A 23,589-nucleotide genomic window follows, 5' to 3' on the forward strand; every position below is an offset into this window, starting at 1 on the left:
TCACCCTTATTCTGTGTCTTCCGCATCTCGGCGAGCCAATAGGACTTTCTCGGCCATTTTCCTATCTTCTTCACTTTTCACTACTAGCGATTGTGTCTGATCCATCATATATGCCCCAACAGATCCTTCTAAAAAGGAATGGATGCATTCTTTAGCATAATGAGCATGAAAAGCATAGATTGCACCATTTAGACGGCCATACGTATAAGGGTGTTCATGCTTTGGAATGAAAAAATAGTGATTGTCCTTATATAAAGTCGCTTCATTGCTTTCATGCAGTGTCCATGTTTCGTTAGGGTTTTCTAGTGCCTCTGTAAAAGAAGCCGTACAGTCATAGCCTCCCTCTACAAGAAGCTGCAAGCACCTCTCAATATCTGCCGGCTGTCTAAGAGGAGACGATGGATGAAGATACAGGACAATATCAAATGTCTTCCCCTCTCGTTCTAAAAAAGCCAGTGCATGCTTCACAGCAAGTAATGAAGGCGCTTGTTCAGTCACGTGTGTGCTTGGAAGTTCAATAACATTTGCTCCGTAGTGGGACGAAATGATCTGCGTATTCACATCCTCCGACGATACGATGACTTCATCTAACTCAACCATTTGCAATAACGGCTGAATGGTCCAATAGATGAGCGGTTGCTCCGCCAATACACGAATGTGTTCATCATGATGATCTTGCTGGCTGCTAAAAGCTGGTATCATGGCTAAAATACGATTTCCCCTATACATATATTCTCTTCTCCCCTCGCGCACAGCTCAATGTCCGAAAAAGCTTTCTCTTTGTTGAGCTGATCCTAGTACTGAAGTGTTCAGGTCTCTTACTTTTTCTACTTATTCTTTTATCTCTCCATATTCTATTAAGACGTCAAGCAGATGGTTATAATTTGTTCACCTAATTTATGCATGAAGTGGTTCTTTTCCTCAAACGTCTGCCACTCTTTTACATATGATGCAAAGTAGAGAAATGAGAGTTGGGGGATTTGATATGTCCAAACAGATAGAAACGTGTATGAAGACCTTTTTTCGTGATAAAACGATTTTAGTTACTGGCGGTACGGGCTCGATCGGCCGACAAATCGTTAAGAAATTAACAGCCTGCTCTCCAAAAAAGATCATTGTATTCAGCAAAGATGACAGCAAACAATACATGATGAAAAATGAGTATGTAGAGCATCCAGAGGTCGTATTTGCTCTTGGCGATGTGCGAGATGATAGACGCGTGAAACATCTCGTCAAAGGTGTTGATATCATCTTTCATGCAGCTGCCTTAAAACAAGTACCCACTTGTGAAGATAATCCGTTTGAAGCCGTACAAACCAATATCATCGGCGGGCAGCATGTCATTGAAGCAGCCATCGAACATGAAGTCAGTCATGTTGTCAACATTTCAACTGACAAAGCCGTGGCTCCTACAAATGCAATGGGTGCAACAAAATTGATTTCAGAAAAACTATTTTTTCAAGCAAACGAAAGTATTCCTAACCGAAAAACAATGTTTTGCTCTGTGCGCTTTGGTAATGTGCTTGGATCAAGAGGTTCCGTCATTCCGATTATGCTCCAGCAGCTATTAAACGATAAGCCTTTGACCGTGACAGACCCTAATATGACACGTTTTTTTATGTCCATTGAAGAGGCTGTAGACCTCACACTTGAAGCAGCCATCATGATGAAAGGCGGCGAAACCTTCATTCTCAAGATGGAGTCATTACAGCTTGCTGATCTAATAAAAGCGTTTCATGAATATGCCCGTCAAATCAACGCCAAAGTCCCGGATATTCTCGTTGTCGGGAAAAGACCCGGAGAAAAACTTCACGAGGAGCTCACATTCCCACATGAGGCAGATGCACTATTTGAACACGAACAGTTTTATGCAATCTTACCGAGACCACATCAGCACCCTGCTTTTCAAAAAGTCGATTTGACCAATTACACGTCAAATCAAGCCCCGCTCATTACAAAAGCGAAGCTATTTCACATTATTGAACAATTACATCACACGCATCATAAAAAATAAAAAATCGTCACACGGAAACAGATGCTTTCCATGTGACGATTTTTTTAGTTAAATCATTCAAATAGATGTTTCAAATTGCTGTAACCTTCTTTTTCAAGATCATCCTTTGGGATAAAATTCAAAGCGGCTGAGTTAATACAGTACCGAAGACCGTTTGGCCCTGGGCCATCAGGAAAGACATGACCAAGATGAGAATCAGCAGTCTTGCTGCGAACCTCCGTTCGAACCATGCCATGACTCGTATCAACCTTCTCTTCTACTTCCTCGTCTTCGATAGGTTTTGTAAAACTTGGCCAGCCGCAATGGGCATCAAACTTATCTAAAGAAGAAAACAGCGGCTTGCCTGAAATGATATCCACGTAAATGCCTTCTTCATTGTGATCCCAAAATTCATTTTGAAATGGGGGTTCAGTGCCATTATTTTGCGTGACTTCATACTGCATTCGGTTTAAATCTTTGATACGCTGCTCTTTTTCATTTGCCATTATTTATCACTCCAATGGGATTGAATAAAACCCGCTCTACCTGAACCGACATGGTATCGTTCGTAATGCATTTTGTTCTTTTTATAATAATACTGATGATATTCTTCCGCAGGATAAAAAGGGCCCGCCTCTAAAATTTCTGTAACGATTGGCTTTTGGAAGATCCCACTTTGACTCAGCCTTTCTTTCGATGCCTCTGCAAGCTTTCGTTGCTCCTCATGATGAACATAAATACCTGTACGGTAGGACTCTCCTCTATCACCAAATTGCCCACCATCATCTGTTGGATCTATTTGCTGCCAATACAGTTCTAAGAGTTTCTCATATGGGAAGAAGTCAGGATCAAACGTGATTTGAACCGCTTCTCTATGCCCCGTTGTATTTGTACATATTTCCTCATAGGTTGGATTCACTGTATGTCCGCCAGTATACCCTGATTCAACTTTGATAATGCCTGGCTGTTCATCAAAAGGCTTAACCATACACCAAAAACAGCCTCCTGCAAATGTGGCTAATTCTTGTTTTTCAGACATATTAGTGCCCCCCTTCATTTAAAAAATGGTATCATCATATTATAACATGATAAAAAATAATGAAAATGATACGACTTGTGTACCTAACTTGTAAAGGAAGCATTCTGTCGTATAAAATATAATGGGGGTTTAATGATTGGAACAAAGAAAACAAATGATGTATGAAATGGATACTTTACTGAGAACCGTATTTAAGCAGATACGTTATGAAATTAACAGCCTGCTCGAAAACGAATTATCTCGGAATGAATTTCTCATCTTAAATCTACTACGTGAGCAAGGTGCAAAAAAAGTAACGGAATTTGCCTCAATTCTTGGGGTATCAGCAAGCCATATTACAGCTGTGACCGACACACTTGTAGAAAAAGGCTGGATCACCCGTATTCGTTCAAAAGAGGATCGTCGCATCATTAAAATCCACTTAACCGATAAGGGTAAGGAAATTACTCAGCATTTCGAGAAAAAGAAAACAGAATACTTTATGGAGCGATTTGAATCTTTTGATAATGAAGAACTCAAAACGATGATCAAATTATTCAAAAAACTGGATAAAAGTCAAAAGGATTGAGCATAGATTTTAGTGCTTAGGACATGCTACGGATAAAAAGAGGTGGAATGAACCATGACAAGCCCTTATCTTTGTCCAAACTGTAAAACAAACAGAATGCGCTTTAATCTCATCAAGCAGCTTTCAGAACCTGTAAAACTTGATCCTGCAACTGGAGCAGTTGTCGAAACATACGAAGGTGATCAGCTTTCACCTTTTCACATGAGCTATCAAGGTCCTCACATCAAAGTCCAGTGCGGAGTTTGCGGATTAATTGAGGATGAAAAAACGTTCATTAAGTTGGCAGAATATCATCAATATTCTTCTCCTTCTTAACATACCCGCCTGACGGAAAACGTCAGGCTTTTTTCTCTGTTTCTTTAGCCTATACAGATCGTCCCTCTCATGCATACGCTACAAAAAACACCATCGCATGAGAAAGAAGGGATGATGACATGCAGCAGCTCTATGATATGAATGACTTCCCATACCGTCCATCAGCAACCTTCCACCAGCACAGCAACACTTCTCAAAAAGCCGTTATCCGATTATTTCACACTGCACCTGATCTAAGTGAGCTCGCTGTCTTTGTAAATCACCAGCAGGTCGACAAAACGATGTCTTATGGCCAGCTGACATCTTATATGGAATGGGGTGAGGGTGTTTATGAGATTGAAGTGTTCAACCTGGCTTTAAAAGAAAGGGTTCTTTATTCTCGTATGCTGATCAAGGGAAGCGAAACTTACACACTATGTATCACAGGGGCCCGTACAGGCTTCGCATTGCTAACAGAGCGGCAAGACCCTCTCATCAAGCAAGATGATCTGGCGGCACTGACGTTCGTCCAGCTGTCTCCAGACCTCCCTCTCATTGATATATATGAACGGGATCAAGGGATTTTATCAAAGGACCTTGGTTATGTGAGCAGCACTCAGACACATCACTTCTCTCCGAATAAATATCATTTTGAATTAAAAGCCTCTGGCACTCAAAGTACACTGCTTGATATCCCAAAAGTTCACCTTCAAACAAAGCGTGCATACCTCATTTTGCTTCATGGGTTTGCAAATGGAGAACCAGAGCTCATGGCAAAGGTCGCCTTGTCTCGTCAAATGTAAAAAGAGCCTTTCTATATGGAAAAGGCTCCTTACGAGACATCCTCAGCTTTTTCTTGCTTTTGAAAATCAAAAGCAAGAATCATGGTCGCTAAAAATAATGCACAATAGGCAATATTTAAGTAAAACTGATTGATATTTTCTGCTTTTAAATCAGTGGCAGCCGTCATGCCAAAGTACACAGCAAATAAGAGCGACAGCAAACTAAAATATTGATAAACTCGCTTCATGATTTCACTCCTGACTAGCACATTCTATTGTTGTGGATGATAATATGAGAATTCAATTTTATCGTTCTCAAGATCAATTTTGTTCGCTTTGACATACATATCATTCGTCAGTGGCATTTCTGAAAGACGAACCTCCACTGTTTTTTGATCTGGCTTCACATGAACGAATTCTGGTAGTTCATAAAATTGGCCCATATAGCTTAAAACAAAACTAATCGGAATGCTCAATTGTCCAATTGAAAAGTCATCCACTTTCAGCAAAACATCACCATTTTCTTCAACAGTTGGCGTAAAAGAGACGTTTGCATCAATTGTTGAAGAGAAGGCTTTAATGGCACCTGTCACTTTCACATCTTGATCAATCGCCACATGAAAGTCAGGCATATCACTTGATCCTTGATTTTTCAGATAATCATTTACAAAGCTGGTCAGAGATTCTTTCGAACTAGAAATGTTAAAAGAATACTCGCTTTTCACTGCTTTTTTTGAAGCTAGTTGACCGCCCTGCAGCAGCATCAAGATACCACAAGCAAGAACAATCAGTAGATTGATTGTCAGTAAAATAAAAAATAAGCTTTTCCATTTTTTCATATTTTCACCCTATTCCTTCGGCAGTCCTTCTTTTTTTACTTCTGAGAATAAACGATTTGCCATAAGAGAGTACCCCTTTTGATTTGGGTGAAAATCATCATCTGCGAGTAATGTTTCATCAGATTCTTCTTCAAATAAATCTGCCACATTGACCATATCGGCGTTGCCGTCTTTTTTCAGTTCTTTTTTGGCGACTGCATTCCAGTCTTTGACGACTTCATCAATTTCTCTCAGCTCAGACAGACTGAGCTTAAAAGGATTGTACATACTTACATACATGATCTTGGCCTTGTCATTATGCTCTCTCAGTTGAGCAAGAATGGTTTTAAAGCGCTCTTCAAAAGGACCTTTCTCTTTTTGAAAAGGAGCAAAAGTCAAATTGAGCACATTTTGACGGACAACGTGCATTAAGTCATTGCCGCCAATTGTAAAGAAAATATAATCAGCTTCTTTCAGTCCATCTTGCACCTTTTTTTCTTTTAATCTTTTTAATAAATCTTCAGTCCTACTGCCTTTAATGGCATAGTTTTTTAATGTAACAGATTGCACGCCGTCCATCGCTTCTATCTTGTCGCGGGTAATACCTGCATATCCCTTTTTATTCTGATCTCCAATTCCTTCAGTCAAGGAATCGCCAACTGCTACGATGGTAATATGTTTTTTTACGTGGTGTGAGTCTTCTAGTTGATCCTTTATGCCAGCCTCTTGTGCGGAACATGCAGAAAGAACAAAAGCTAAAGACATCACAATGAAAATCAAACGAGCCCTCAAACGATGATGTCCCTCCTTTTTCCGATTAAAAAAGTGTATCATGTTTTCGCTCATTTGAACATCCTTATGCTAGCTCATGTTAAGCGTTTTGATGTCCTTGATGATTTCATCATATGGTGTATTTTCAACGCCATCATAATTTTTCATCACTTTCCCTTCTTGATCCACAAGGAAAAACAGTGATTGATGAATGACTTGATCTTCATCTTCAGGTTTTTTCACGATGGTTTTAAAGCTTTTCATGGCGAATTTTTCAATCGTTGACTGCGAGTAGCCAGTGAGAAAATCCCAATTTTTAAAGGACAATGGATAGGCTTTCGCAAAATCCTTTAGCTTTTTCGGTGAATCCACTTCTGGGTCTACACTAAACGAAATGATATGGGCATCCACTTTTTCTTCTTTTAATCGTTTTTGCAGCTCTGTCATATGAGCCGTCATAGGCGGACAGATTGTTTCACAGCTTGTGAAAATAAAATCTGCCACCCACACTTTCCCCTTTAAATCATCCAGTGAAACCTTTTGACCATCCTGGTTTTGATACTCAAACGGCTCGATTTGATAATTTAACGCATCCTTGATTTGTCCATTTGAACACGAGACTAAAAGAAGCACGCTTATCATTATAAGCGCACGAAACAAGGCTCCCCTTTTTCTATACATGATCATGCCCATCCCCTTTTTCAATCAATCGGTATAAAAAGTAAAGCCTATTGCTCCCTTTCCAGTATGACAGGAAATAATCGGTGTTGTGTAGGCGATGTCAACAAGTGCATCAGGTGTATGATCAAGTAGCGCTGATTTGAGCTTTTCAGCAAGCTCTAATGCATCTGCATGAGCAATCCCAATGGCCTGAACTGTTTTTCCTTTCACAGCCTGCACATACTGTTTTGTCAGATAGCGAACAAGAGCAGAGTAGCTTCTCACATTCGCCTCTGGCGTGTAGATTCCCTCTGTTAAGCTGGCAATTGGTTTAATATGAAGAAGAGACCCAATAAGCGCTTTTCCTCTTCCAATTCTTCCACCTTTCACGAGATTTTCTAATGTATCAATTGTCACATATAGTTTTGTTTTAAGGCGGATTTTTTCTACTTCTTTGATGATGTCTTCACGGCTGGCACCCTTTTTAGCAAGTTCGGCTGCCTTGATGACTTGAAATCCTAGTCCTTGGGAGATAAAAGCAGAATCAATTACCGTGATGTTTCCATCGACCATTTCCGAAGCGCTTTTAGCAGTTTGAACTGTACCACTCATTCCACCGGTTAAATGAATACTCATCACTTCGCTTCCATCCGCCGTCAGCTTTTCATATAATTCGATGAATTGACCGATCGCAGGTTGAGACGTTTTCGGCAGTTCTTCAGCGGCCTCCATTTTCTGAATAAACTCATCAGGCTGTAAATTTACTCTGTCAATATAATCGACGCCTGAAATGGATATATTGAGCGGAATCACATCAATGGAAAGATCATTGATTTTCTCTTGCGGAAGGTCCACAGTTGAATCTGTTACAATTTTAATTTGCTTCACTATCGTCTCATCCTTGCTGTCTTAGTCTTTACTTATGATATTACCTTATTTCCTGCAATCTTGAAAACAGCTGTCAGAACGTTTTTGAAATTGTCACATTTTCCTCTTTTCTTGAAAAAAATCCTTGCCAAATTGAGTCTCCGCCATACCAAAACGGCCGCTCACTCCTTTTGACAAAGATTTCGATTTTACGCATTGTATTTTAGTGTAGGCTGCTGATAGATCTGTTCATATGTGCTCCACTTGACATTGCGTTTCACATCCTCCTTGAAAGAGAATACATCTCTCTTTCCTTTAGATACATAGACTTTTTTCAAAAAAACTTCGAGTCTAAAGGTAAGCATGAAGCCATACGTTTCATCCCCCTTTATAACAGGGACTTCTGTTACCTTAATCTGAGCTCCATCCATCCGTCTAAAACATATTGTTTTGAGCACCACAAACGATCAATCCTCTTTTCCAATTATCTGTTAAGCCTAAATAAATAGGTGGAATAAATCTTGATCTTTATTCACTTCAACATAGTGGAAGCCTTTTTTATTCATCCGTTCAATCAGCGCCGCATAGTCATCTCTTTCTTTCAATTCGATACCAACAAGTGCAGGACCTTTGCTTCTGTTATTTTTTTTCGTATATTCAAATCGTGAAATATCGTCATTTGGCCCTAACACTTCATCTAAGAATTCCCTGAGGGCTCCTGATCTTTGGGGGAAATTGACGATAAAGTAATGTTGAAGCCCTTCGTAGATCATCGACCGTTCTTTGATTTCTTGCATTCTGCCAATGTCATTATTTCCCCCACTGACAATACAGACGACATTTTTGCCTTTAATCTCATCGCGATGTGCATCTAACGCCGCTATCGGCAAAGCGCCAGCTGGCTCAGCTACAATTGCACATTGATTATATAGCTCTAAAATGGTTGTACACACTTTCCCTTCTGGTACAAGACTAATGTTATCGACAACGGACTGAAGGGACGTAAACGTCTTTTCGCCAATCCGCTGAACCGCTGCCCCGTCTACAAACTTATCAATTGAATCAAGGGTCACGACCTCTCCCTTCTCATGGGAAGCATGAAGTGAGGCAGCGCCAAGTGGCTCGACTGCAATGATTTCAGTTTCTGGTGCAATGTTTTTGATATATGTGCCAACGCCAGATAGCAGACCTCCACCTCCGACACTTGCAAATAAAAAGTGAGGCTCTACTTCGATATCGTTTAATATTTCTACAGCAGTGGTTCCTTGTCCTGCCATCACATCCAAATCATCAAACGGATGAATAAACTCGCGCTTCTCTTCATCTCCGCATTTCACTGCTTCATGATAGGAATCATCAAACGTATCTCCGGTTAAGATAATGTCAACATATTCTTTTCCAAATAGCTCGACTTGAGATACTTTTTGCCTTGGCGTCGTTGCTGGCATAAAAATCTTCCCGTGGATGCCTAAATGTTTACAAGAATAGGCAACACCTTGCGCGTGATTTCCAGCACTTGCACAGACAATGCCATTTTCTAGTTTATCTTTTGGCAACTGGCTCATTTTATTAAAAGCGCCTCTTAATTTAAAGGAACGAACTACTTGAAGATCCTCTCTTTTTAAGTAGACATTACATTCATATCGTTCAGAAAGTCGCTCATTTTTTTGAAGGGGTGTATGAATCGCTACATCCTTCAAATTTTGATGGGCTTTTAAGATGTCTTTCACTTGAATTAGCGTGTTTTCTTTGAGCAACGGTTTCATGTACAAGATCCTTTCCCTTTAACCTTATTTAATTTGTCATTATAACATGAATATTCAAAAAATAAACCAATAGATTATGGATCAAACATCAATTTCATGAACTTTTTCTTTTTTCTATACAACAGTTCTATTTGGGTGTTATAATTGAACCAATTAGAACCAAAAAGAAAGGAATCACCCTATGACAACACGTCCGTTTACTTCTATATATGGAGAACACCAAGATATAAAACATGCGATTCATTTGGCAAAACAATTTACAAAAAACAAACGGCCTGTCTTGATAACGGGAGCAATTGGAACAGGCAAAACATTATTTGCGCAAGAAATAGCAAACGCATCTGTTCCTCACGCTGCGCTGACACACATATACTGCCCCACTATGGATGAAGACACCTTACACGAAGCATTCTTCACTCAAAAGACGAATCAAGTCTTTTACTTAGACGAAGTCGGCGCATTAAGTATGCCTATGCAGCATCAGGTCATTCGTTTTTTAGAGACTTCAAATGCAACAAAGATTATTGCTTCTTCGTCTTTATCATTAGATGCACTTAGGGTTTCGTCTTCCTTTTTACCTGAGCTGTTTTATCGCTTAAATGTGTTTCATTTGCCTCTGCCGTCATTAGCAGACCGAAAAACAGACATTCCTGTATTAACAACTGCTTTCTTTCAGGAGCTGAACATGTCTCCCGATATTGATCCAAGTGTCTGGGAAACCTTGCAACAATATCCCTTTGAAGGAAACGTGCAGGAACTCAAAAATATTGTTCATTATGCCTCAGCTATCCTTGAGGGGCAAACGGTATTTTTACACCACTTACCGCCTTTTGTGTTGTCACCTCAGCACACGACTGGAAAAGGAAAAAAGGAAGAACACCAGCTCACGCTTATGGAGAAACAAGAATTTATTTTCTTACTTGAAGCCATTAAATCACTGAATGAAAAAGGAGAAGCAGCAAGTAGACGAATCTTGTCTGAATTAAGCAAACAAGGGGACATTCCGCTAACTCCTCAGCAGGTGAGAAGCCGATTAGATGATCTTGAGAAAAAGGAATATGTGACGAAAGGAAAAGGCAGGGCTGGAACAAAAATTACACTTGAAGGTCTCTCATTCCTGAAGTCGCTTGATGGTTATATACCGGTTCAATAAAGGGGGACATCCATTGTTTACTGTAAAAGAAGAAATTGCAAACGCCGTTACACACGGCATTGGGGTTGTTTTATCCATTCCTGCCATTGTCTTTCTCGTTTTATTCGCTGTTCAATATGGCACAATCACAGACATTATTAGCTTTTCGATATTTGGCGCATCCATGCTGCTGCTCTATTTAAGCTCGACCCTGCTTCATAGCATTCAGCACAAAAAAACAAAAGATGTATTTGAGATCCTCGACCATTCTGCTATTTATGTATTGATTGCCGGTACATACACACCTTTTTTACTTGGACCATTAAAAGGTGCGCTGGGCTATACGCTTCTTATGATTGTATGGGCTCTTGCGGCAGGTGGCATTGTCTTTAAAATTTTTTTCGTCAAACGGTTTATCATTGTGTCAACCATCGTTTATTTATTAATGGGCTGGATGATTATCATTGCGATTAAACCTCTATATATGCAATTAACGGCAGCTGGATTCGGTCTATTGCTGTTAGGCGGTATTTTATATTCTATCGGAACCATCTTTTATATTTGGCGTAAAATCCCCTATCATCATGCTATTTGGCACAGTTTTGTTCTCGGCGGAAGTGCTTCGATGTTTTTCTGTATCCTATTCTATTGTGTCAACATTCCAGCTGCATGAAAAAGACCAGCACCCACTTTCGGATGCTGGTTTTTCTATGCGCGCTTTTGGACATAATCACTGATCATAACTGGTGCTTTAATATGAATATCGATATTGACAGGGCGCAGTCTTTTCACAATCTTTCCTGTTAAAAGATGATCCGTTCCGCTTGTTTCAATCGGAACAAGTGGACAATCGAATTCTTCTGCAACCGCTTCTGAAAGAACACGATATTTTTCTGAAAGCAATACACTCTGTCCAGACATGATTCTTTCTTTTGCCTCTTCTAATAATCTCTCATCTGTCTGATTCTGAGGGATGACGGCCATCTTTTTTAACCATTGTTTTAAAATAGGATAGCGAAAGAGATGCGGTGTCGCCATGAAAGCAAATGGCTTCTCAAGATGTCCAATCAATAATGTCGTCGTCACCGGATTAAGCTCACGGGTCACATAAATGACCGGCCCTTTTGGCAGCTCCTTTTGCTGATAGATGGTCATTACTGATCCTGAGTGATCAATACATTCTCGAGCAAATCTTTTCGCATGCTCATGAATGAGATGCATTCGTTTCGTATAGGAAATGCGGGGATCAGTTAATTCATGATCGTACAAATGCCTCATACTTTTAAAAAAGGATACAACAACATAAATCGTTAAAAACCAATAACGAAACAACCTTACTCCTCCTACTCATTTATCCTTCTTTTCTGTCATATACAACAAATTCATAATTGTAGGGGTTCTTTTCGTTACTATGGCCTTTTTCTCGTGATACAATCGTCCACTCGTCTTCATCGTAATCTGGGAAGTAGCGATCGCCTTCAAAGGCATGATGAATGTGTGTGATGTAAAGGCGATCTGCATATGGTATCATTTCCTCATATAGCTTTGACCCGCCAATGATAAATAATTCTTTCTCATTTTTCCCTATAGTTAAAATGTCAGCAATTGAATGGACAACCTCGCATCCTTCTGCTTGAAAAGAAGGACTTGTGGTTAAGACTAAGTTTCGGCGGTTAGGGAGCGCTCGTCCAATTGATTCAAATGTTTTTCTGCCCATGACAATGGTATGGCCGCCTGTGACTTTTTTAAAATAAGCTAAATCTGCGGGTAAATGCCAAGGCATTTGATTATCTTGACCAATGACTCTGTCTTTTCCTGTCGCCACAATCATGGAAATCATACACTGACTTCTCCTTTAATATGCGGATGCGGATCATAGTTCTCAAGCACAAAATCATCAAACGTAAAGTCAAAAATGCTCTTTACATCTCTTGTGATGCGAAGCTGCGGAAGCGTGCGCTCCTTTCGCTCTAGCTGCATTTTCACCTGCGGAAGATGATTTTGATAAATATGAGCATCCCCAAGTGTATGAATAAACTCTCCCGGCTCAAGATTTGTCACTTTGGCAATCATCATCGTTAGAAGTGCATATGAAGCGATATTAAAAGGCACCCCTAAAAAAATATCTGCCGATCTTTGATAAAGCTGGCAGGATAATTTACCGTTCGATACGTAAAATTGAAACAAACAATGACAAGGAGGTAACGCCATTTGATCAATTTCTCCCGGATTCCAAGCGCTGACGATCAGTCTTCTTGAATTCGGATTGTGCTCAATATCATGGATCAGCTTGCTGATCTGATCCACTGTCTCTCCGTCTCCGCTAGCCCATGATCTCCACTGCGCACCATACACACGCCCGAGCTCTCCATTTTCATCTGCCCATTCGTTCCAAATACGAACGCCATTTTCTTGAAGATATTTAACATTTGTATCACCTTTTAAAAACCACAGTAACTCATGAATGATTGATTTCAGGTGCAATTTCTTTGTTGTTAATAAAGGAAATCCTTCCTGTAAATCAAATCTCATTTGATAACCGAACGTGCTGATTGTGCCTGTTCCCGTTCTGTCACCTTTTTCATCCCCGTGCTGTAATACATGACGGCATAACTCTTTGTATTGTTTCATTTTTTTCATCCTTTATTTATGTTCTTGTTGTAGTTTACCTTATTTCTGCTTTTGTTGAAACCAAAAAACATGTCTGCGTGATGATCAGACATGTTTTTCTTTTTATACTTGATTCACTCGATCCTGCTCTTCGTCCTTAATATCCTGGTGAGAGTGAGCAATGCGGCTTGCTGCTGCTGCGGCAAGAGCAGCGACAAGATCATCAAGGAAGGTATGCACTTCACCTGGACGACCTTCATCTAATTCTCGAATAATCCCAAATTTTTCTTTATCTAAATAACCGAAGTTCGTCAAACCGATTGATCCATATACATTGACAATGGAAAGCGGAATAATCTCGTCAATTCCATATAACGGCTCATCTGTTTCAACTAAGTGCTGTAAAGGTTCTGGCAAAAGCTTTTTTTCTGCCAGCTGATCAAGAGCCAGCCCTGTCAAAACAGCGTGGACAATTTCCCTTTTATTCAGCACTTTTTCAACATTTTCAATGCAGACACTAAGTAGAAGATTGGGCTTATATTTTTCTTGAAGCTTGAGTACAATCTGTGCGATATCTTCAATTTTCACTCCACGTTCGTTTAACATTTGTTTTGTAATGCGAACCATTTCGTTCATTGTATACTTTTTCAATTGGGCTGACATCTCCTTCTAGTGGCTCATCCAGCTCGGCGGGGTGTTTTTGTCCCAGTAAATATTGCCGAGTTCATGATGCGTCTGGAATCCATCTTCTGCTGTATGGTAATGAAAGTTAAACCAATATCCGCTGTGAGGCGGCTGATCTCTTCTCACATGAAAACGAAGCAAATCTCCCCCGGTCTTCTGGTTGTATATGTGGAAGATTTTTTCGCCTTTTCCGCCACAAGGTTGATCAGTTAAAACCACATCTTGAAATTTTTCGTCATCTTTGAAATTTGTTAAAAAGTCCGTTAACACTTGTTCAATCTTCGGTTGAATCTCTTCTCTGTACTCGTCTTCAATGACAGGTGTGATTTTATCACCAAATTTGAGAAAGGATTGGTTTTCTGCACTTGATAGAACCGCCTGCTTATATTGCTCAAAGGGATCTATCTGCTCTTCTTTGTCCTCTTGTTTCAGTTCCCAGTTGTTCGTTTCATCTGATGTATCATAAACAGCTGTATAAATTGATTTATCAGATGAAGAAAGTTCAGATGGCTTGTCTGTCATCAAAGCCGATGGAGGAGAGATTAAACCAAAAGTTGCGATCGTAAAGAGTGCAACAAGCGTTTTTCTCATCCACATCTTCATGATATCTAATTCCTTCCATAAGTTATCATACTGCTATTCTAGCATATAATGAATTTTCAGTCATTCAATTTGGTCACTGATTTGAGACTTTCTTTTTCATGATAAAACGTTTACAATAACAGTAACGACGACTAAAATTTGGGAGGAATGGGTATGCTTGAAGGTTTTTTCGTCACAGCTTCCTTGCTGACATTATTTTATTTTGTCTATATGGAGATCACAGATTAAAAGCCCTGAATAAGGGCTTATTTCAATTGGTGACAAAAAACTGAAATACTGTTTATTTTCGTCCTTTGTCTTCTTTTATTGTGAGATATCCATAATGGAATTGAGCTGTTTTTCGTTTGATAACTTGAAATTGGTAGGAGTCCGCTGTAAATCGGGTGCTTTTCCAATGATCTTTTAACACAACTCTTTTTCTCGCCACTCTCATCGCTTCTTGCAAGGCCATTTCGTGGTGAAAATGGTGCTCTGCCACATGACGAAGCGGCCTTATACTTGTCGATTCTTGTATCGTTTCCTTGAACATTGGATCGAAATAGACGATATCAAATGAACGATCAGGGAGTTTTTTTAACTGCTGGATACTGTCTCCACTTATGACTGATATCCGTTTCATCGCTTCATCTGCCTCAGCTACACCCGTTTCCCATGTGTTTAGTCCTTCTCGAACAAGTAATGCCGTCATCGGATTCTTTTCGATACCGACCACTTTCCCATTAGGACCTGCTGCACAGCTTGCGGTAATCGCATCAGACCCTAAGCCAAGCGTACAATCTAAAAAGGAATCGCCCAGCTTAAGCTGGGCTGCTTCAATTAATGGATCCTTTTCGCCACGCAGGATTCGCTTCACTCTAAACATCGCTGAGCTTGGATGGAAGAAGAACTTTTCGCCATTTGGCTGATACCATTCAAACCTTTCTTTTCCAACAACAAGTACGTCCCCGCATTTAATCGCAAGCTGCTTCACGGATTGTTTACGCCGCTCTACATACTCACCTTGCAAAGCCTCTGCCAGTGACTTTGCTGTTTCAATCGTTTGTTCATTTGTTCTAAAGCTTGTTGTAATGAGCATGTCGTTCCTCCATCATGATCAAGAAAAAATGTCCTGAGCAGATCACAGGGCATTTTAACATTTGTATTAGCAATGTTTTTCAAATGCAGATAATACATTTTTCATGATATCTTCCATTTCATGACCTTCAATTTCGTCACGGGGGATAAAGTGAACAAGTTCATTTCCTTTTAAAAGTGCCATAGAAGGAGATGATGGCTCTTCACCTGTGAAGTATTCTCTCATTTTTGCTGTTGCTTCCCGATCCTGACCAGCAAATACTGTGACGATTCGATCTGGAGCTTTTTCTGCCTTCATCACAGCTTGAGTGGCAGCTGGGCGTGCTAAGCCTGCAGCACATCCGCATACAGAATTAACCACAACAAATGTTGTTCCTTCTGCTTCTTGCATCGTTTGTTCTACTTCTTCTTCCGTTGTTAGTTCTTGGAATCCTGCACTTGTCAGCTCTTGACGCATAGGCACAACGAGCTGGCGCATATATTCTTCATATGCCATTGACATAAAAAAGCCCCCTCTAAAATCCTTATGTTGTGAATAAAGGATACTATAGAGAGAGCCAATTTTCAAATGTTCGATTTCAGATTAAATTTTCATGATTCCGCCTGTATTGGCTGATGTCACAAGTTTTGAATATCTAGCCAGATAGCCAGTTTTCACTTTTGGCTCAAAGCCTTTCCAGTTCGCTTTTCTTTTTTCCCATTCTTCTTCTGGAATATCTACGCTTAAAATGCGCTGTTCAATATCGACCACGACATGGTCGCCATTTTCAACAAAGGCAAGCGGGCCGCCCTCAGCTGCCTCTGGAGAGACGTGTCCAATGGACAAGCCGCGAGAAGCCCCGGAAAAACGTCCGTCAGTAATTAAAGCAACCTTTGGTCCAAGACCCATTCCGACAATTTGTGAAGTAGGTGCAAGCATTTCTGGCATACCAGGTCCGCCTTTAGGCCCTTCATAGCGAATAATGACAACATGGCCTGCTTCTACCTTTCTATTAATGATGCCTTCAAGAGCTTCTTCTTGTGATTCAAATACGATCGCAGGTCCCTCGTGGCGTGTGATCCCATCTTGTACCCCGCCCGTCTTAATGATGGCTCCATCTGGCGCAAGGTTTCCAAATAAAACGGCTAAGCCGCCCTTTTCAGTAAATGGCTTGTCGATGGGGTAGATGACGTTATAGTCTTTGACCTCATGTCCTGCAATGTTCTCACCAAGCGTTTTCGCTGTGACGGTCATTGTATCTAAATGAAGTGCTCCTTCTTTCTTAGACAGTTCATTTAGCGCAGCTGTGACACCGCCAGCTTCATGTAAATCTTCAATATATACATCTGAAGCTGGAGCAAGTTTTGATAAATGAGGCACACGCTCTGCTACTTCATTGATACGTTCAAGTGAATATTCAACACCTGCTTCATTTGCAATCGCCAGTGTATGAAGAACTGTATTGGTTGAACCACCAAGTGCCATATCTAATGCAAATGCGTTATCAATTGCTTTTTCTGTGACAATATCACGTGGTTTAATATCCTTTTTAATGAGCTCCATCAATTGTTTTGCTGACTTTTTCGCAAATTCTCTTCGCTCTGGTGATGTCGCCAAAATCGTTCCATTTCCAGGAAGAGCGATACCAAGTGCCTCTGCTAAACAGTTCATTGAGTTTGCGGTGAACATTCCTGAACAAGATCCACAGGTTGGACAACCAAACTGCTCTAATTCATTTAATTCTTCTTCATTAATTTTACCTGACTGGTAAGCGCCAACGCCTTCAAATACGGAAGAAAGAGAAATTTTTCTACCATCACTTGTTCTACCTGCTTCCATTGGGCCACCGCTGACAAAGACAGTCGGAATATTGACGCGCATCGCTGCCATCATCATGCCTGGTGTGATTTTATCACAGTTAGGAATACAAACCATTCCATCAAACCAGTGAGCAGACACAACGGTCTCTACTGAGTCAGCAATGATTTCGCGGCTTGGTAAAGAATATCTCATCCCGATATGTCCCATTGCGATTCCGTCATCGACTCCAATCGTATTGAATTCAAAAGGGACCCCGCCAGCTTCCCGAATGGCTTGTTTCACAATTTTTCCGAATTCCTGAAGATGGACATGTCCAGGGACAATATCAATATAGGAATTACATACGGCAATAAACGGCTTGCCGAAATCCTCATCTTTTACCCCCGCTGCTCTAAGTAAGCTTCGGTGAGGTGCTCTGTCAATGCCTTGTTTAATCATATTACTTCGTAGTTCTGCCATCTTATTAAAAGCCTCCTATACTACAAGTCTCGTTCAATGCATGATTTAAAATTGATTTTATTTTAAGAATTTTCTGTTTATTTAGCCACCTATGAATAACTGATGACCAATATAACTACTGAAGCAAGCGCTCAGCAAGGATCGTGTCATAAAATCTGACCTCCAATATTCTATATTGGTATTACTATATAGAGTTTTTTCGCATATTTCAACAATATTCAAAATAATTTTTCTAAAAAAATTTTTCTATCTATAAAAAGCATGATTTTAGAAAACAAGCTGCATTTTACTGGCAGCTTGTTCATTATCCTCATTATTCTGACGCATTTTTTCTGCTTTCTGTCATTTGTTTCCACACAGAACCTTTAGCTTCTTCCCCAAGCTCAATTCGCTCAATCGCCATTTTAACTTGAAGACTGACTTCAAATTCAGGATCCTGCTCCGCTTCTTTCAATGCTTCAAGTGCCGTTTCGTCCCCTTCTTCATAAAGGAACATGGCCGCACGCCAGCGGACGAGCTTACTTGAGTCCTTTAATGCTGCGATCATTGCTCCTATAGCACTAGGGTCGCCAAGATCGGAAATACAGTCTCCGGCTGTTCTGCGGACCGTGACTGTTTTGTCTTCAAGTCCTTTATATAAGATAGGCAGGATCGCAGGGTCTTCAATCATTCCAGCGTTGACAACTGCTTGTCTACGAATAGATGTCTTTGGATCTTCCATCGCTTTTATTAAAACGGGTATATCCTTTGTTTCAGGCTGCATTTGCTCTAAATGGGCAAAACGTTTTTTCCAATCTTCCTCGCGCAGCATCTCTTCTGTGACGTCATATGCTTGACGATTCACCTGTTTATCTACAGCCTCTTGTCCTTCCTTGACCGCCTCTGTTAATCGGGTTAAACGATCGTCATCATAAGCTGCTTGGAGCTCTTCTGTGACCTCTTGGCCGATATGAGCAAATTCTCCAAAACGAACGCCGTGTTCTTTCCACACACGTTCAAATACAACATTGTCAGAACTACTTCTTAACTTTAAGATGGCTGCTTGGAAGCATTCAGGCATTCCAAACCGCTCTTCCCTTTCACCGTCCGTCAGCTTAACCTGCATCGGAATGCCATTAAACATTTGAACAAACACTTTCACTTCTCCAAATGTGTCATCCCCTGACTGCGCTCCTTCCTGAAGTGCTTGTGTGTCTTGACCAAAGGCTTCTCGGACCTGCTGTAAAATGCCCTGCCAGTCGAACTTTGCATTTCGCTCGACAGCTAAAAAATCCGCAACGTGATAGACCCCTTTTATACCTTCAATGTTTAAGATGCGCTTGATCATCTCAGGCGCTTCGTCTTTTTGATCTTTCTTATAGTTGTTGCTTTTCCCACCGGCTAGCGCTTCAGTCAAAATGACTTTCATTGTATTCGGACTTGGCGTCGGTTCTATTGCAGTTATTTTCATCTATACATCCTCCTTACACACATAAAGACCCTACTCATCTATAAGGCCGAATTCTTCTTTCCACATCTTGATAAATAATTTCACATGAATTCATGACGCTCGTTAGCAAGCTGCCTTCCTGCGTTGCGATATTGACCGCAAGCAGGCGCACACGATCGATATGAGCGGCAACGTGTCCAGTCAGTTCACACTTTAGCTTGTTTAAGGAGGCAGCTGTCTCCAATTGTTTAAGTTGCTTCAAAGAATGCATCATCTTATTTGTCCAATAAAGCGATGATCGAGCTTTCTAATTCTTTTGGCGGTGTTTTAGGCGAGAATCGTTCAGTGACTTCTCCGTTTTGGTCGACGATAAATTTTGTGAAATTCCATTTCACTGTTTTCGTGCCAAGCACACCTTTTGCATGATTTGTTAAGTGCTTGAAAAGCGGGTGCGCATGATCGCCATTGACATCTACTTTCGCAAACATCGGGAAGGTCACACCATAATTCAATAAACAGAATTCTTGAATGGCTTCTTCTCCTTCCGGCTCTTGATTCATAAATTGGTTACACGGAAATCCTAAAATTTCAAGGCCCTTCTCATGATATTGATCATACAACTCTTGTAATTGTTTAAATTGAGGGGTAAGTCCACATTTGCTAGCTGTATTCACAATCATCAGCACTTTCCCTTTGTAATCTGCCATTGATTTTTCCTGACCGTTAATGGTCTTGACCTGAATATCATAAATTGACATCTCATCGCCTCCTAGGATTCACTTTTACCTATCGTAACATGCTTCTTTTAGCTTTTTATGCTTCCTAAAAGAGTCCTGTCACGCTACCGTCTTCCAATAAGTCCATCTCCAGTGCGGCAGGTTTTCTAGGCAGTCCAGGCATGGTGAGAATGCTGCCGGTGAAAGCGACGATAAACCCTGCTCCTACAGATGGTTTTAACTCTCGTATCGTAATGGTAAACCCTTTTGGTCTACCAATCAAAGCAGGATTATCCGAAAGAGAGTATTGCGTTTTTGCCATACAAACAGGCAAATCCGCCCAGCCGTTTTGCTCTATTGCTGCCAGCTGGTTTCTTGCTTTTGATGTCAAGGTTACGCCGTCTGCCCCGTAGACCACTTGCGCTATTTTCGATAGCTTTTCTTCAATGGAATCTTTCTCCTCATACAAATAGGAAAAGCTGTTCTTGTTCTTTTCAATGAGTGTCGCTAGTTCCTCTGCAATTGCTGTCCCGCCAGCACCTCCTTCTTCCCACACATTCACCGCTTTGACTGGATGCCCATGCGTTTCGCACCAATCTTCTATCGCTTGAATCTCTTCTTTTGTATCTGTGATAAAACGATTCACTGCGACGATGTATGGAAGACCGAAGGCTTGTACTGTTTCAATATGCTTTTCTAAATTATGTATACCTTGTAATACTGCATGTACATTCTCTTCTTGGAGCTCCGTTTTTTGCATTCCGCCATGCATCTTTAATGCTCTGACAGTTGCCACAATCACAACTGCACCTGGTTTGAAATCTCCTGCTCTTGTTAAGGCTTGACCTAGCCCGACTGTCACGGTGGATTTTCCTTCACCTGCTGGCGTTGGGTTAATTGAGGTCACAAGAATCACTTTTCCTTCTTTTTGTTCCTTTAAACGATCAAAAATGGTCAAAGAGATTTTCGCTTTTGTGAAACCATAGCATTCTAATTCTTCGTCATGTATTTGCAGCTTTGCTGCAATGTCTTGAATAGGTCTTAGCTTTGCCTTTTGGGCAATTCAATATCTGATAAATGCTTTGTTATCATCAATATATGGCCTCCTTTTTTACAGAAACAAGTGAGTTTTTGCTCTATTTTTCATTGTAACATAATTGAAACATTGAAATATCGCCAGAAAGTTCCTATAATGAAGTGAAATTAGCTTTGGTTCAGGGGGTGGCGAGTTGCCTATTAACATACCAGTTCATCTGCCAGCAAAACAGATACTAGAGAGCGAAAATATTTTCGTCATGGATGAGACAAGGGCATTCAAGCAAGATATCCGTCCTTTGAATATCGTGATCTTAAATTTAATGCCAAAAAAAATACAAACTGAAACACAGCTTCTGAGAATGCTCGGTAATTCTCCTTTACAAGTGTACTTTACGTTTTTGATTCCAAGTTCTCATACACCGAAGAATACATCAAGAGAGCATCTAGATGAATTTTATACAACCTTTGAATCGATTCGGAATAAAAAATTTGATGGAATGATCATCACCGGCGCACCAATTGAGCTTTTATCTTTTGAAGAAGTTTCCTATTGGAAAGAGCTGCAAGACATTTTGGACTGGAGTAAAGCCAATGTGACGTCTACCCTTCATATATGCTGGGGTGCACAGGCAGGCCTATATCACCACTACGGTATTGAAAAAATCAAGCTTCATGAGAAAAAATTCGGCGTGTTTGAACATCTTGTTAAAGAGAAAAAAGAAAGATTAGTTAGAGGTTTCGATGAAGTATACTATGTCCCACATTCTAGGCATACAGATATTAATACAGAACAATTAAAAAACACACCAAATCTAAAGGTATTAAGCACGTCTGAAGAAGCTGGTGTTTGCTTAATTGTTTCAGATGATGATAAACAAGTCTTTTTAACTGGACATCCTGAATACGATACAGACACATTGAAGCAGGAATATGAAAGAGATTTGTTGAAACATGATAAAGTCAAAAAACCCGTCAACTATTTTATAGAAGATGGTGACACATTAGTCCCTGTGAATCGCTGGAAAGCCCATGCAACCTTACTTTTTATGAATTGGCTTAATTATTATGTTTATCAAGAAACACCCTATGTATGGGAATAAATTAGACTCTGGTCTGATGATAAATATTCAAACTGTGTTAAAATACAAATGGTGCTGTCTTCCATTATCAATTTAGCCTGTTTGTTTTTTAAAATTAGTTTAATTCTTTCGTAAAGAAAGACCTGCTCTAGCTGCTTATATGTTATCTTTATTTATATGTAGACCTATGAGATTCATAGTTTTCTTACGAAGTTTTGTTGTTGTTGATTACATTTGAGGTGAATATTCTTGAATACCAATAAAAAAATATTAATCTTGACCGCAAATTATGGAAATGGACATATGCAGGTAGCAAAAACACTATATGATGAATGCAAATCCCAAGGATTTGAACATGTAATGGTTTCTAATTTGTATCAAGAATCGAATCCCATTGTGTCAGAAGTGACGCAATATTTATACTTGAAGAGCTTTTCCATTGGGAAACAATTTTATCGCTTGTTTTATTACGGTGTAGATAAAATTTACAATAAACGCAAATTTAACATTTACTTAAAGATGGGAAATAAGCGTCTTGACGAATTAATTCAGTTACACAACCCTGACATCATTATTATCACATTCCCGATGATTGTTGTACCAGAATACCGAAACAAAACGGGCAAAGTGATTCCGACATTTAATGTCATGACAGATTTCTGTCTTCATAAGATTTGGGTACATGAAAACATTGATCGATACTATGTTGCAACCGATTATGTGAAACAAAAATTAGTGGAAATCGGCACACATCCAAGCGATGTCAAGGTGACAGGCATTCCTATTAGACCACAATTTGAAGCAGACGTGCCAAAATCGATGATTTATAAAAAGTATGGATTATCATCAGACAAAAAAGTCCTTCTCATTATGGCTGGTGCTCACGGGGTACTAAAAAATGTCAAGGAGCTATGTGAAGCGTTACTTCTTGATAGTGAAGTGCAAATTGTTGTTGTATGTGGAAAAAACGCAGCGCTAAAACAATCGCTTAGCGACCTGGAACAAGGTCACCCAGATCAATTGAAGGTGCTTGGATATGTGGAACAAATTGATGAATTGTTCAGAGTAACAGATTGTATGATTACAAAACCAGGCGGTATTACATTAACAGAAGCAACAGCAATCGGTGTCCCAGTCATACTTTACAAACCTGTTCCAGGACAAGAAAAAGAAAATGCTCTTTTTTTTGAAGATAATGGTGCTGCCATTGTCATCTACAAACATGAAGACATTTTAGAATCTGTGACCAATTTGCTACAGGATGAAGAAACATTAGAAGCAATGAAACAAAACATCAAAAAACTGCACTTAAAACAATCTTCTCAAACCATTTTGGAAGATATCGTCGAACAATCATATCTCATCACGAGTAACAAAACGTATGCTCGTGCATTATCATAAAAAGG

30 protein-coding genes are annotated in these 23,589 nt (G+C 40.0%); 8 read left to right on the forward strand and 22 right to left on the reverse strand.

Features of this window, described 5'->3' with window-relative positions; all coding sequences use genetic code 11:
• Positions 1–6: 6 nt before the first annotated feature.
• Positions 7–729: an acylneuraminate cytidylyltransferase family protein gene (locus LC033_RS00140; RefSeq protein ID WP_226566292.1), complete on the reverse strand. Its 723-nt coding sequence runs from the start codon at positions 727–729 to the stop codon at positions 7–9.
• A 256-nt stretch (positions 730–985) separates the two neighbouring features.
• Between LC033_RS00140 and LC033_RS00145 the strand changes: the two genes are divergently transcribed.
• Positions 986–2,014: an SDR family NAD(P)-dependent oxidoreductase gene (locus LC033_RS00145; protein ID WP_226566293.1), complete on the forward strand. Its 1,029-nt coding sequence runs from the start codon at positions 986–988 to the stop codon at positions 2,012–2,014.
• Positions 2,015–2,067: 53 nt separating this feature from the next.
• Here LC033_RS00145 and msrB read toward each other — a convergent pair whose 3' ends face one another.
• Positions 2,068–2,499 carry a peptide-methionine (R)-S-oxide reductase MsrB gene (gene msrB / locus LC033_RS00150; RefSeq protein WP_226566294.1) on the reverse strand — a complete coding sequence of 144 codons (432 nt, stop codon included), beginning with the start codon at positions 2,497–2,499 and terminating at the stop codon, positions 2,068–2,070.
• Complete coding sequence (msrA, locus tag LC033_RS00155) at positions 2,499–3,032, reverse strand: peptide-methionine (S)-S-oxide reductase MsrA (RefSeq protein WP_226566295.1); 534 nt, start codon at positions 3,030–3,032, stop codon at positions 2,499–2,501. The genes msrB and msrA overlap by 1 nt, the downstream gene beginning before the upstream one ends.
• Before the next feature lie 136 nt (positions 3,033–3,168).
• Here msrA and LC033_RS00160 point away from each other — a divergent pair, with 136 nt between their 5' ends.
• The 3 genes from LC033_RS00160 (at position 3,169) to LC033_RS00170 (ending at position 4,697) form a co-directional block, all read left to right on the forward strand.
• Complete coding sequence (locus tag LC033_RS00160; protein WP_226566296.1) at positions 3,169–3,600, forward strand: MarR family transcriptional regulator; 432 nt, start codon at positions 3,169–3,171, stop codon at positions 3,598–3,600.
• A 54-nt stretch (positions 3,601–3,654) separates the two neighbouring features.
• Entirely contained in the window at positions 3,655–3,915 is a 261-nt protein-coding gene (locus LC033_RS00165; RefSeq protein WP_226566297.1) for a DNA alkylation repair protein, read from the forward strand.
• A gap of 119 nt (positions 3,916–4,034) precedes the next feature.
• Positions 4,035–4,697: a DUF4397 domain-containing protein gene (locus LC033_RS00170; protein WP_226566298.1), complete on the forward strand. Its 663-nt coding sequence runs from the start codon at positions 4,035–4,037 to the stop codon at positions 4,695–4,697.
• Positions 4,698–4,726: 29 nt separating this feature from the next.
• On the opposite strand, the gene ypmT is transcribed toward LC033_RS00170, so the two are convergent.
• From ypmT to ilvA, 7 genes are all read right to left on the reverse strand, one after another.
• A complete protein-coding gene (gene ypmT, locus LC033_RS00175) occupies positions 4,727–4,924 on the reverse strand; it encodes a protein YpmT (protein ID WP_226566299.1) in 198 nt (65 codons plus the stop codon).
• Between the two features lie 24 nt (positions 4,925–4,948).
• The gene (locus LC033_RS00180) at positions 4,949–5,515 is read right to left on the reverse strand and encodes a YpmS family protein (protein ID WP_226566300.1); all 567 of its coding nucleotides are present in this window, start codon (positions 5,513–5,515) and stop codon (positions 4,949–4,951) included.
• A 9-nt stretch (positions 5,516–5,524) separates the two neighbouring features.
• A complete protein-coding gene (locus LC033_RS00185) occupies positions 5,525–6,286 on the reverse strand; it encodes an SGNH/GDSL hydrolase family protein (RefSeq protein WP_226566301.1) in 762 nt (253 codons plus the stop codon).
• Positions 6,287–6,355: 69 nt separating this feature from the next.
• Entirely contained in the window at positions 6,356–6,907 is a 552-nt protein-coding gene (gene scuA / locus LC033_RS00190; protein WP_226566434.1) for a cytochrome c oxidase assembly accessory protein ScuA, read from the reverse strand.
• A gap of 63 nt (positions 6,908–6,970) precedes the next feature.
• The gene (locus LC033_RS00195; protein WP_226566302.1) at positions 6,971–7,813 is read right to left on the reverse strand and encodes a fatty acid kinase binding subunit FakB; all 843 of its coding nucleotides are present in this window, start codon (positions 7,811–7,813) and stop codon (positions 6,971–6,973) included.
• Between the two features lie 188 nt (positions 7,814–8,001).
• Entirely contained in the window at positions 8,002–8,253 is a 252-nt protein-coding gene (locus LC033_RS00200; RefSeq protein ID WP_312887849.1) for a DUF2535 family protein, read from the reverse strand.
• A gap of 36 nt (positions 8,254–8,289) precedes the next feature.
• Entirely contained in the window at positions 8,290–9,558 is a 1,269-nt protein-coding gene (ilvA, locus tag LC033_RS00205; RefSeq protein ID WP_226566303.1) for a threonine ammonia-lyase IlvA, read from the reverse strand.
• 181 nt (positions 9,559–9,739) lie between these two features.
• Between ilvA and LC033_RS00210 the strand changes: the two genes are divergently transcribed.
• Both LC033_RS00210 and trhA read left to right on the forward strand, forming a co-directional pair.
• Entirely contained in the window at positions 9,740–10,711 is a 972-nt protein-coding gene (locus LC033_RS00210) for a sigma 54-interacting transcriptional regulator (RefSeq protein WP_226566304.1), read from the forward strand.
• A 13-nt stretch (positions 10,712–10,724) separates the two neighbouring features.
• Positions 10,725–11,363 carry a PAQR family membrane homeostasis protein TrhA gene (gene trhA / locus LC033_RS00215; RefSeq protein ID WP_226566305.1) on the forward strand — a complete coding sequence of 213 codons (639 nt, stop codon included), beginning with the start codon at positions 10,725–10,727 and terminating at the stop codon, positions 11,361–11,363.
• Between the two features lie 35 nt (positions 11,364–11,398).
• Here the strand turns inward: trhA and LC033_RS00220 are convergent, their stop codons facing one another.
• The 12 genes from LC033_RS00220 to LC033_RS00275 form a co-directional block, all read right to left on the reverse strand.
• Positions 11,399–12,022, reverse strand: a complete 624-nt coding sequence (locus LC033_RS00220) for a lysophospholipid acyltransferase family protein (protein WP_226566306.1) — start codon at positions 12,020–12,022, stop codon at positions 11,399–11,401.
• 19 nt (positions 12,023–12,041) lie between these two features.
• On the reverse strand, positions 12,042–12,530 hold the full coding sequence (gene folA, locus LC033_RS00225; protein ID WP_226566307.1) for a type 3 dihydrofolate reductase: 489 nt from the start codon (positions 12,528–12,530) through the stop codon (positions 12,042–12,044).
• Complete coding sequence (locus tag LC033_RS00230; protein WP_226566308.1) at positions 12,527–13,321, reverse strand: thymidylate synthase; 795 nt, start codon at positions 13,319–13,321, stop codon at positions 12,527–12,529. Before LC033_RS00230 ends, folA begins: the two co-directional genes overlap by 4 nt.
• A gap of 102 nt (positions 13,322–13,423) precedes the next feature.
• The gene (locus LC033_RS00235; protein WP_226566309.1) at positions 13,424–13,951 is read right to left on the reverse strand and encodes a phosphatidylglycerophosphatase A family protein; all 528 of its coding nucleotides are present in this window, start codon (positions 13,949–13,951) and stop codon (positions 13,424–13,426) included.
• Between the two features lie 18 nt (positions 13,952–13,969).
• Complete coding sequence (locus LC033_RS00240) at positions 13,970–14,587, reverse strand: YpjP family protein (protein WP_226566310.1); 618 nt, start codon at positions 14,585–14,587, stop codon at positions 13,970–13,972.
• 280 nt (positions 14,588–14,867) lie between these two features.
• Positions 14,868–15,662 (reverse strand): class I SAM-dependent methyltransferase, encoded by a 795-nt coding sequence (locus LC033_RS00245; protein ID WP_226566311.1) that lies wholly within the window; start codon positions 15,660–15,662, stop codon positions 14,868–14,870.
• Positions 15,663–15,728: 66 nt separating this feature from the next.
• Positions 15,729–16,163, reverse strand: coding sequence for a BrxA/BrxB family bacilliredoxin (locus LC033_RS00250; protein ID WP_099680918.1), 435 nt, complete (start codon positions 16,161–16,163; stop codon positions 15,729–15,731).
• A gap of 81 nt (positions 16,164–16,244) precedes the next feature.
• The gene (ilvD, locus tag LC033_RS00255) at positions 16,245–17,921 is read right to left on the reverse strand and encodes a dihydroxy-acid dehydratase (RefSeq protein ID WP_226566312.1); all 1,677 of its coding nucleotides are present in this window, start codon (positions 17,919–17,921) and stop codon (positions 16,245–16,247) included.
• 313 nt (positions 17,922–18,234) lie between these two features.
• Positions 18,235–19,371, reverse strand: coding sequence for a conserved virulence factor C family protein (locus LC033_RS00260; RefSeq protein ID WP_226566313.1), 1,137 nt, complete (start codon positions 19,369–19,371; stop codon positions 18,235–18,237).
• 34 nt (positions 19,372–19,405) lie between these two features.
• Positions 19,406–19,612, reverse strand: coding sequence for a hypothetical protein (locus tag LC033_RS00265; RefSeq protein WP_226566314.1), 207 nt, complete (start codon positions 19,610–19,612; stop codon positions 19,406–19,408).
• A 13-nt stretch (positions 19,613–19,625) separates the two neighbouring features.
• Entirely contained in the window at positions 19,626–20,108 is a 483-nt protein-coding gene (locus tag LC033_RS00270) for a glutathione peroxidase (RefSeq protein ID WP_226566315.1), read from the reverse strand.
• Between the two features lie 64 nt (positions 20,109–20,172).
• Positions 20,173–21,129 (reverse strand): formate--tetrahydrofolate ligase, encoded by a 957-nt coding sequence (locus tag LC033_RS00275; protein WP_226566436.1) that lies wholly within the window; start codon positions 21,127–21,129, stop codon positions 20,173–20,175.
• A gap of 166 nt (positions 21,130–21,295) precedes the next feature.
• On the opposite strand from LC033_RS00275, the gene metA reads away from it, so the two are divergent.
• Positions 21,296–22,204 carry a homoserine O-acetyltransferase MetA gene (gene metA / locus LC033_RS00280; RefSeq protein WP_226566316.1) on the forward strand — a complete coding sequence of 303 codons (909 nt, stop codon included), beginning with the start codon at positions 21,296–21,298 and terminating at the stop codon, positions 22,202–22,204.
• A gap of 228 nt (positions 22,205–22,432) precedes the next feature.
• On the forward strand, positions 22,433–23,584 hold the full coding sequence (locus LC033_RS00285; protein ID WP_226566317.1) for a diglucosyl diacylglycerol synthase: 1,152 nt from the start codon (positions 22,433–22,435) through the stop codon (positions 23,582–23,584).
• Positions 23,585–23,589: the final 5 nt, after the last annotated feature.

The organism is Bacillus stratosphericus (assembly GCF_020524495.1).
GTDB lineage: Bacteria > Bacillota > Bacilli > Bacillales > Bacillaceae > Bacillus > Bacillus stratosphericus_B.

Excerpts from the sequence above, each read along its gene's own strand:
- LC033_RS00245 (WP_226566311.1), bottom strand. The coding sequence starts at position 15,662 with ATGCTCATTACAACAAGCTTTAGAACAAATGAACAAACGATTGAAACA.
- LC033_RS00145 (WP_226566293.1), top strand. The coding sequence starts at position 986 with ATGTCCAAACAGATAGAAACGTGTATGAAGACCTTTTTTCGTGATAAA.
- folA (WP_226566307.1), bottom strand. The coding sequence starts at position 12,530 with ATGATTTCCATGATTGTGGCGACAGGAAAAGACAGAGTCATTGGTCAA.
- ilvA (WP_226566303.1), bottom strand. The coding sequence starts at position 9,558 with ATGAAACCGTTGCTCAAAGAAAACACGCTAATTCAAGTGAAAGACATC.
- LC033_RS00140 (WP_226566292.1), bottom strand. The coding sequence starts at position 729 with ATGTATAGGGGAAATCGTATTTTAGCCATGATACCAGCTTTTAGCAGC.
- scuA (WP_226566434.1), bottom strand. The coding sequence starts at position 6,907 with ATGATAAGCGTGCTTCTTTTAGTCTCGTGTTCAAATGGACAAATCAAG.
- LC033_RS00250 (WP_099680918.1), bottom strand. The coding sequence starts at position 16,163 with ATGTCAATGGCATATGAAGAATATATGCGCCAGCTCGTTGTGCCTATG.
- ilvD (WP_226566312.1), bottom strand. The coding sequence starts at position 17,921 with ATGGCAGAACTACGAAGTAATATGATTAAACAAGGCATTGACAGAGCA.
- LC033_RS00270 (WP_226566315.1), bottom strand. The coding sequence starts at position 20,108 with ATGTCAATTTATGATATTCAGGTCAAGACCATTAACGGTCAGGAAAAA.
- LC033_RS00170 (WP_226566298.1), top strand. The coding sequence starts at position 4,035 with ATGCAGCAGCTCTATGATATGAATGACTTCCCATACCGTCCATCAGCA.
- ypmT (WP_226566299.1), bottom strand. The coding sequence starts at position 4,924 with ATGAAGCGAGTTTATCAATATTTTAGTTTGCTGTCGCTCTTATTTGCT.
- LC033_RS00210 (WP_226566304.1), top strand. The coding sequence starts at position 9,740 with ATGACAACACGTCCGTTTACTTCTATATATGGAGAACACCAAGATATA.
- msrA (WP_226566295.1), bottom strand. The coding sequence starts at position 3,032 with ATGTCTGAAAAACAAGAATTAGCCACATTTGCAGGAGGCTGTTTTTGG.
- LC033_RS00240 (WP_226566310.1), bottom strand. The coding sequence starts at position 14,587 with ATGAAGATGTGGATGAGAAAAACGCTTGTTGCACTCTTTACGATCGCA.
- LC033_RS00180 (WP_226566300.1), bottom strand. The coding sequence starts at position 5,515 with ATGAAAAAATGGAAAAGCTTATTTTTTATTTTACTGACAATCAATCTA.
- LC033_RS00260 (WP_226566313.1), bottom strand. The coding sequence starts at position 19,371 with ATGAAAATAACTGCAATAGAACCGACGCCAAGTCCGAATACAATGAAA.
- LC033_RS00165 (WP_226566297.1), top strand. The coding sequence starts at position 3,655 with ATGACAAGCCCTTATCTTTGTCCAAACTGTAAAACAAACAGAATGCGC.
- msrB (WP_226566294.1), bottom strand. The coding sequence starts at position 2,499 with ATGGCAAATGAAAAAGAGCAGCGTATCAAAGATTTAAACCGAATGCAG.
- LC033_RS00230 (WP_226566308.1), bottom strand. The coding sequence starts at position 13,321 with ATGAAACAATACAAAGAGTTATGCCGTCATGTATTACAGCACGGGGAT.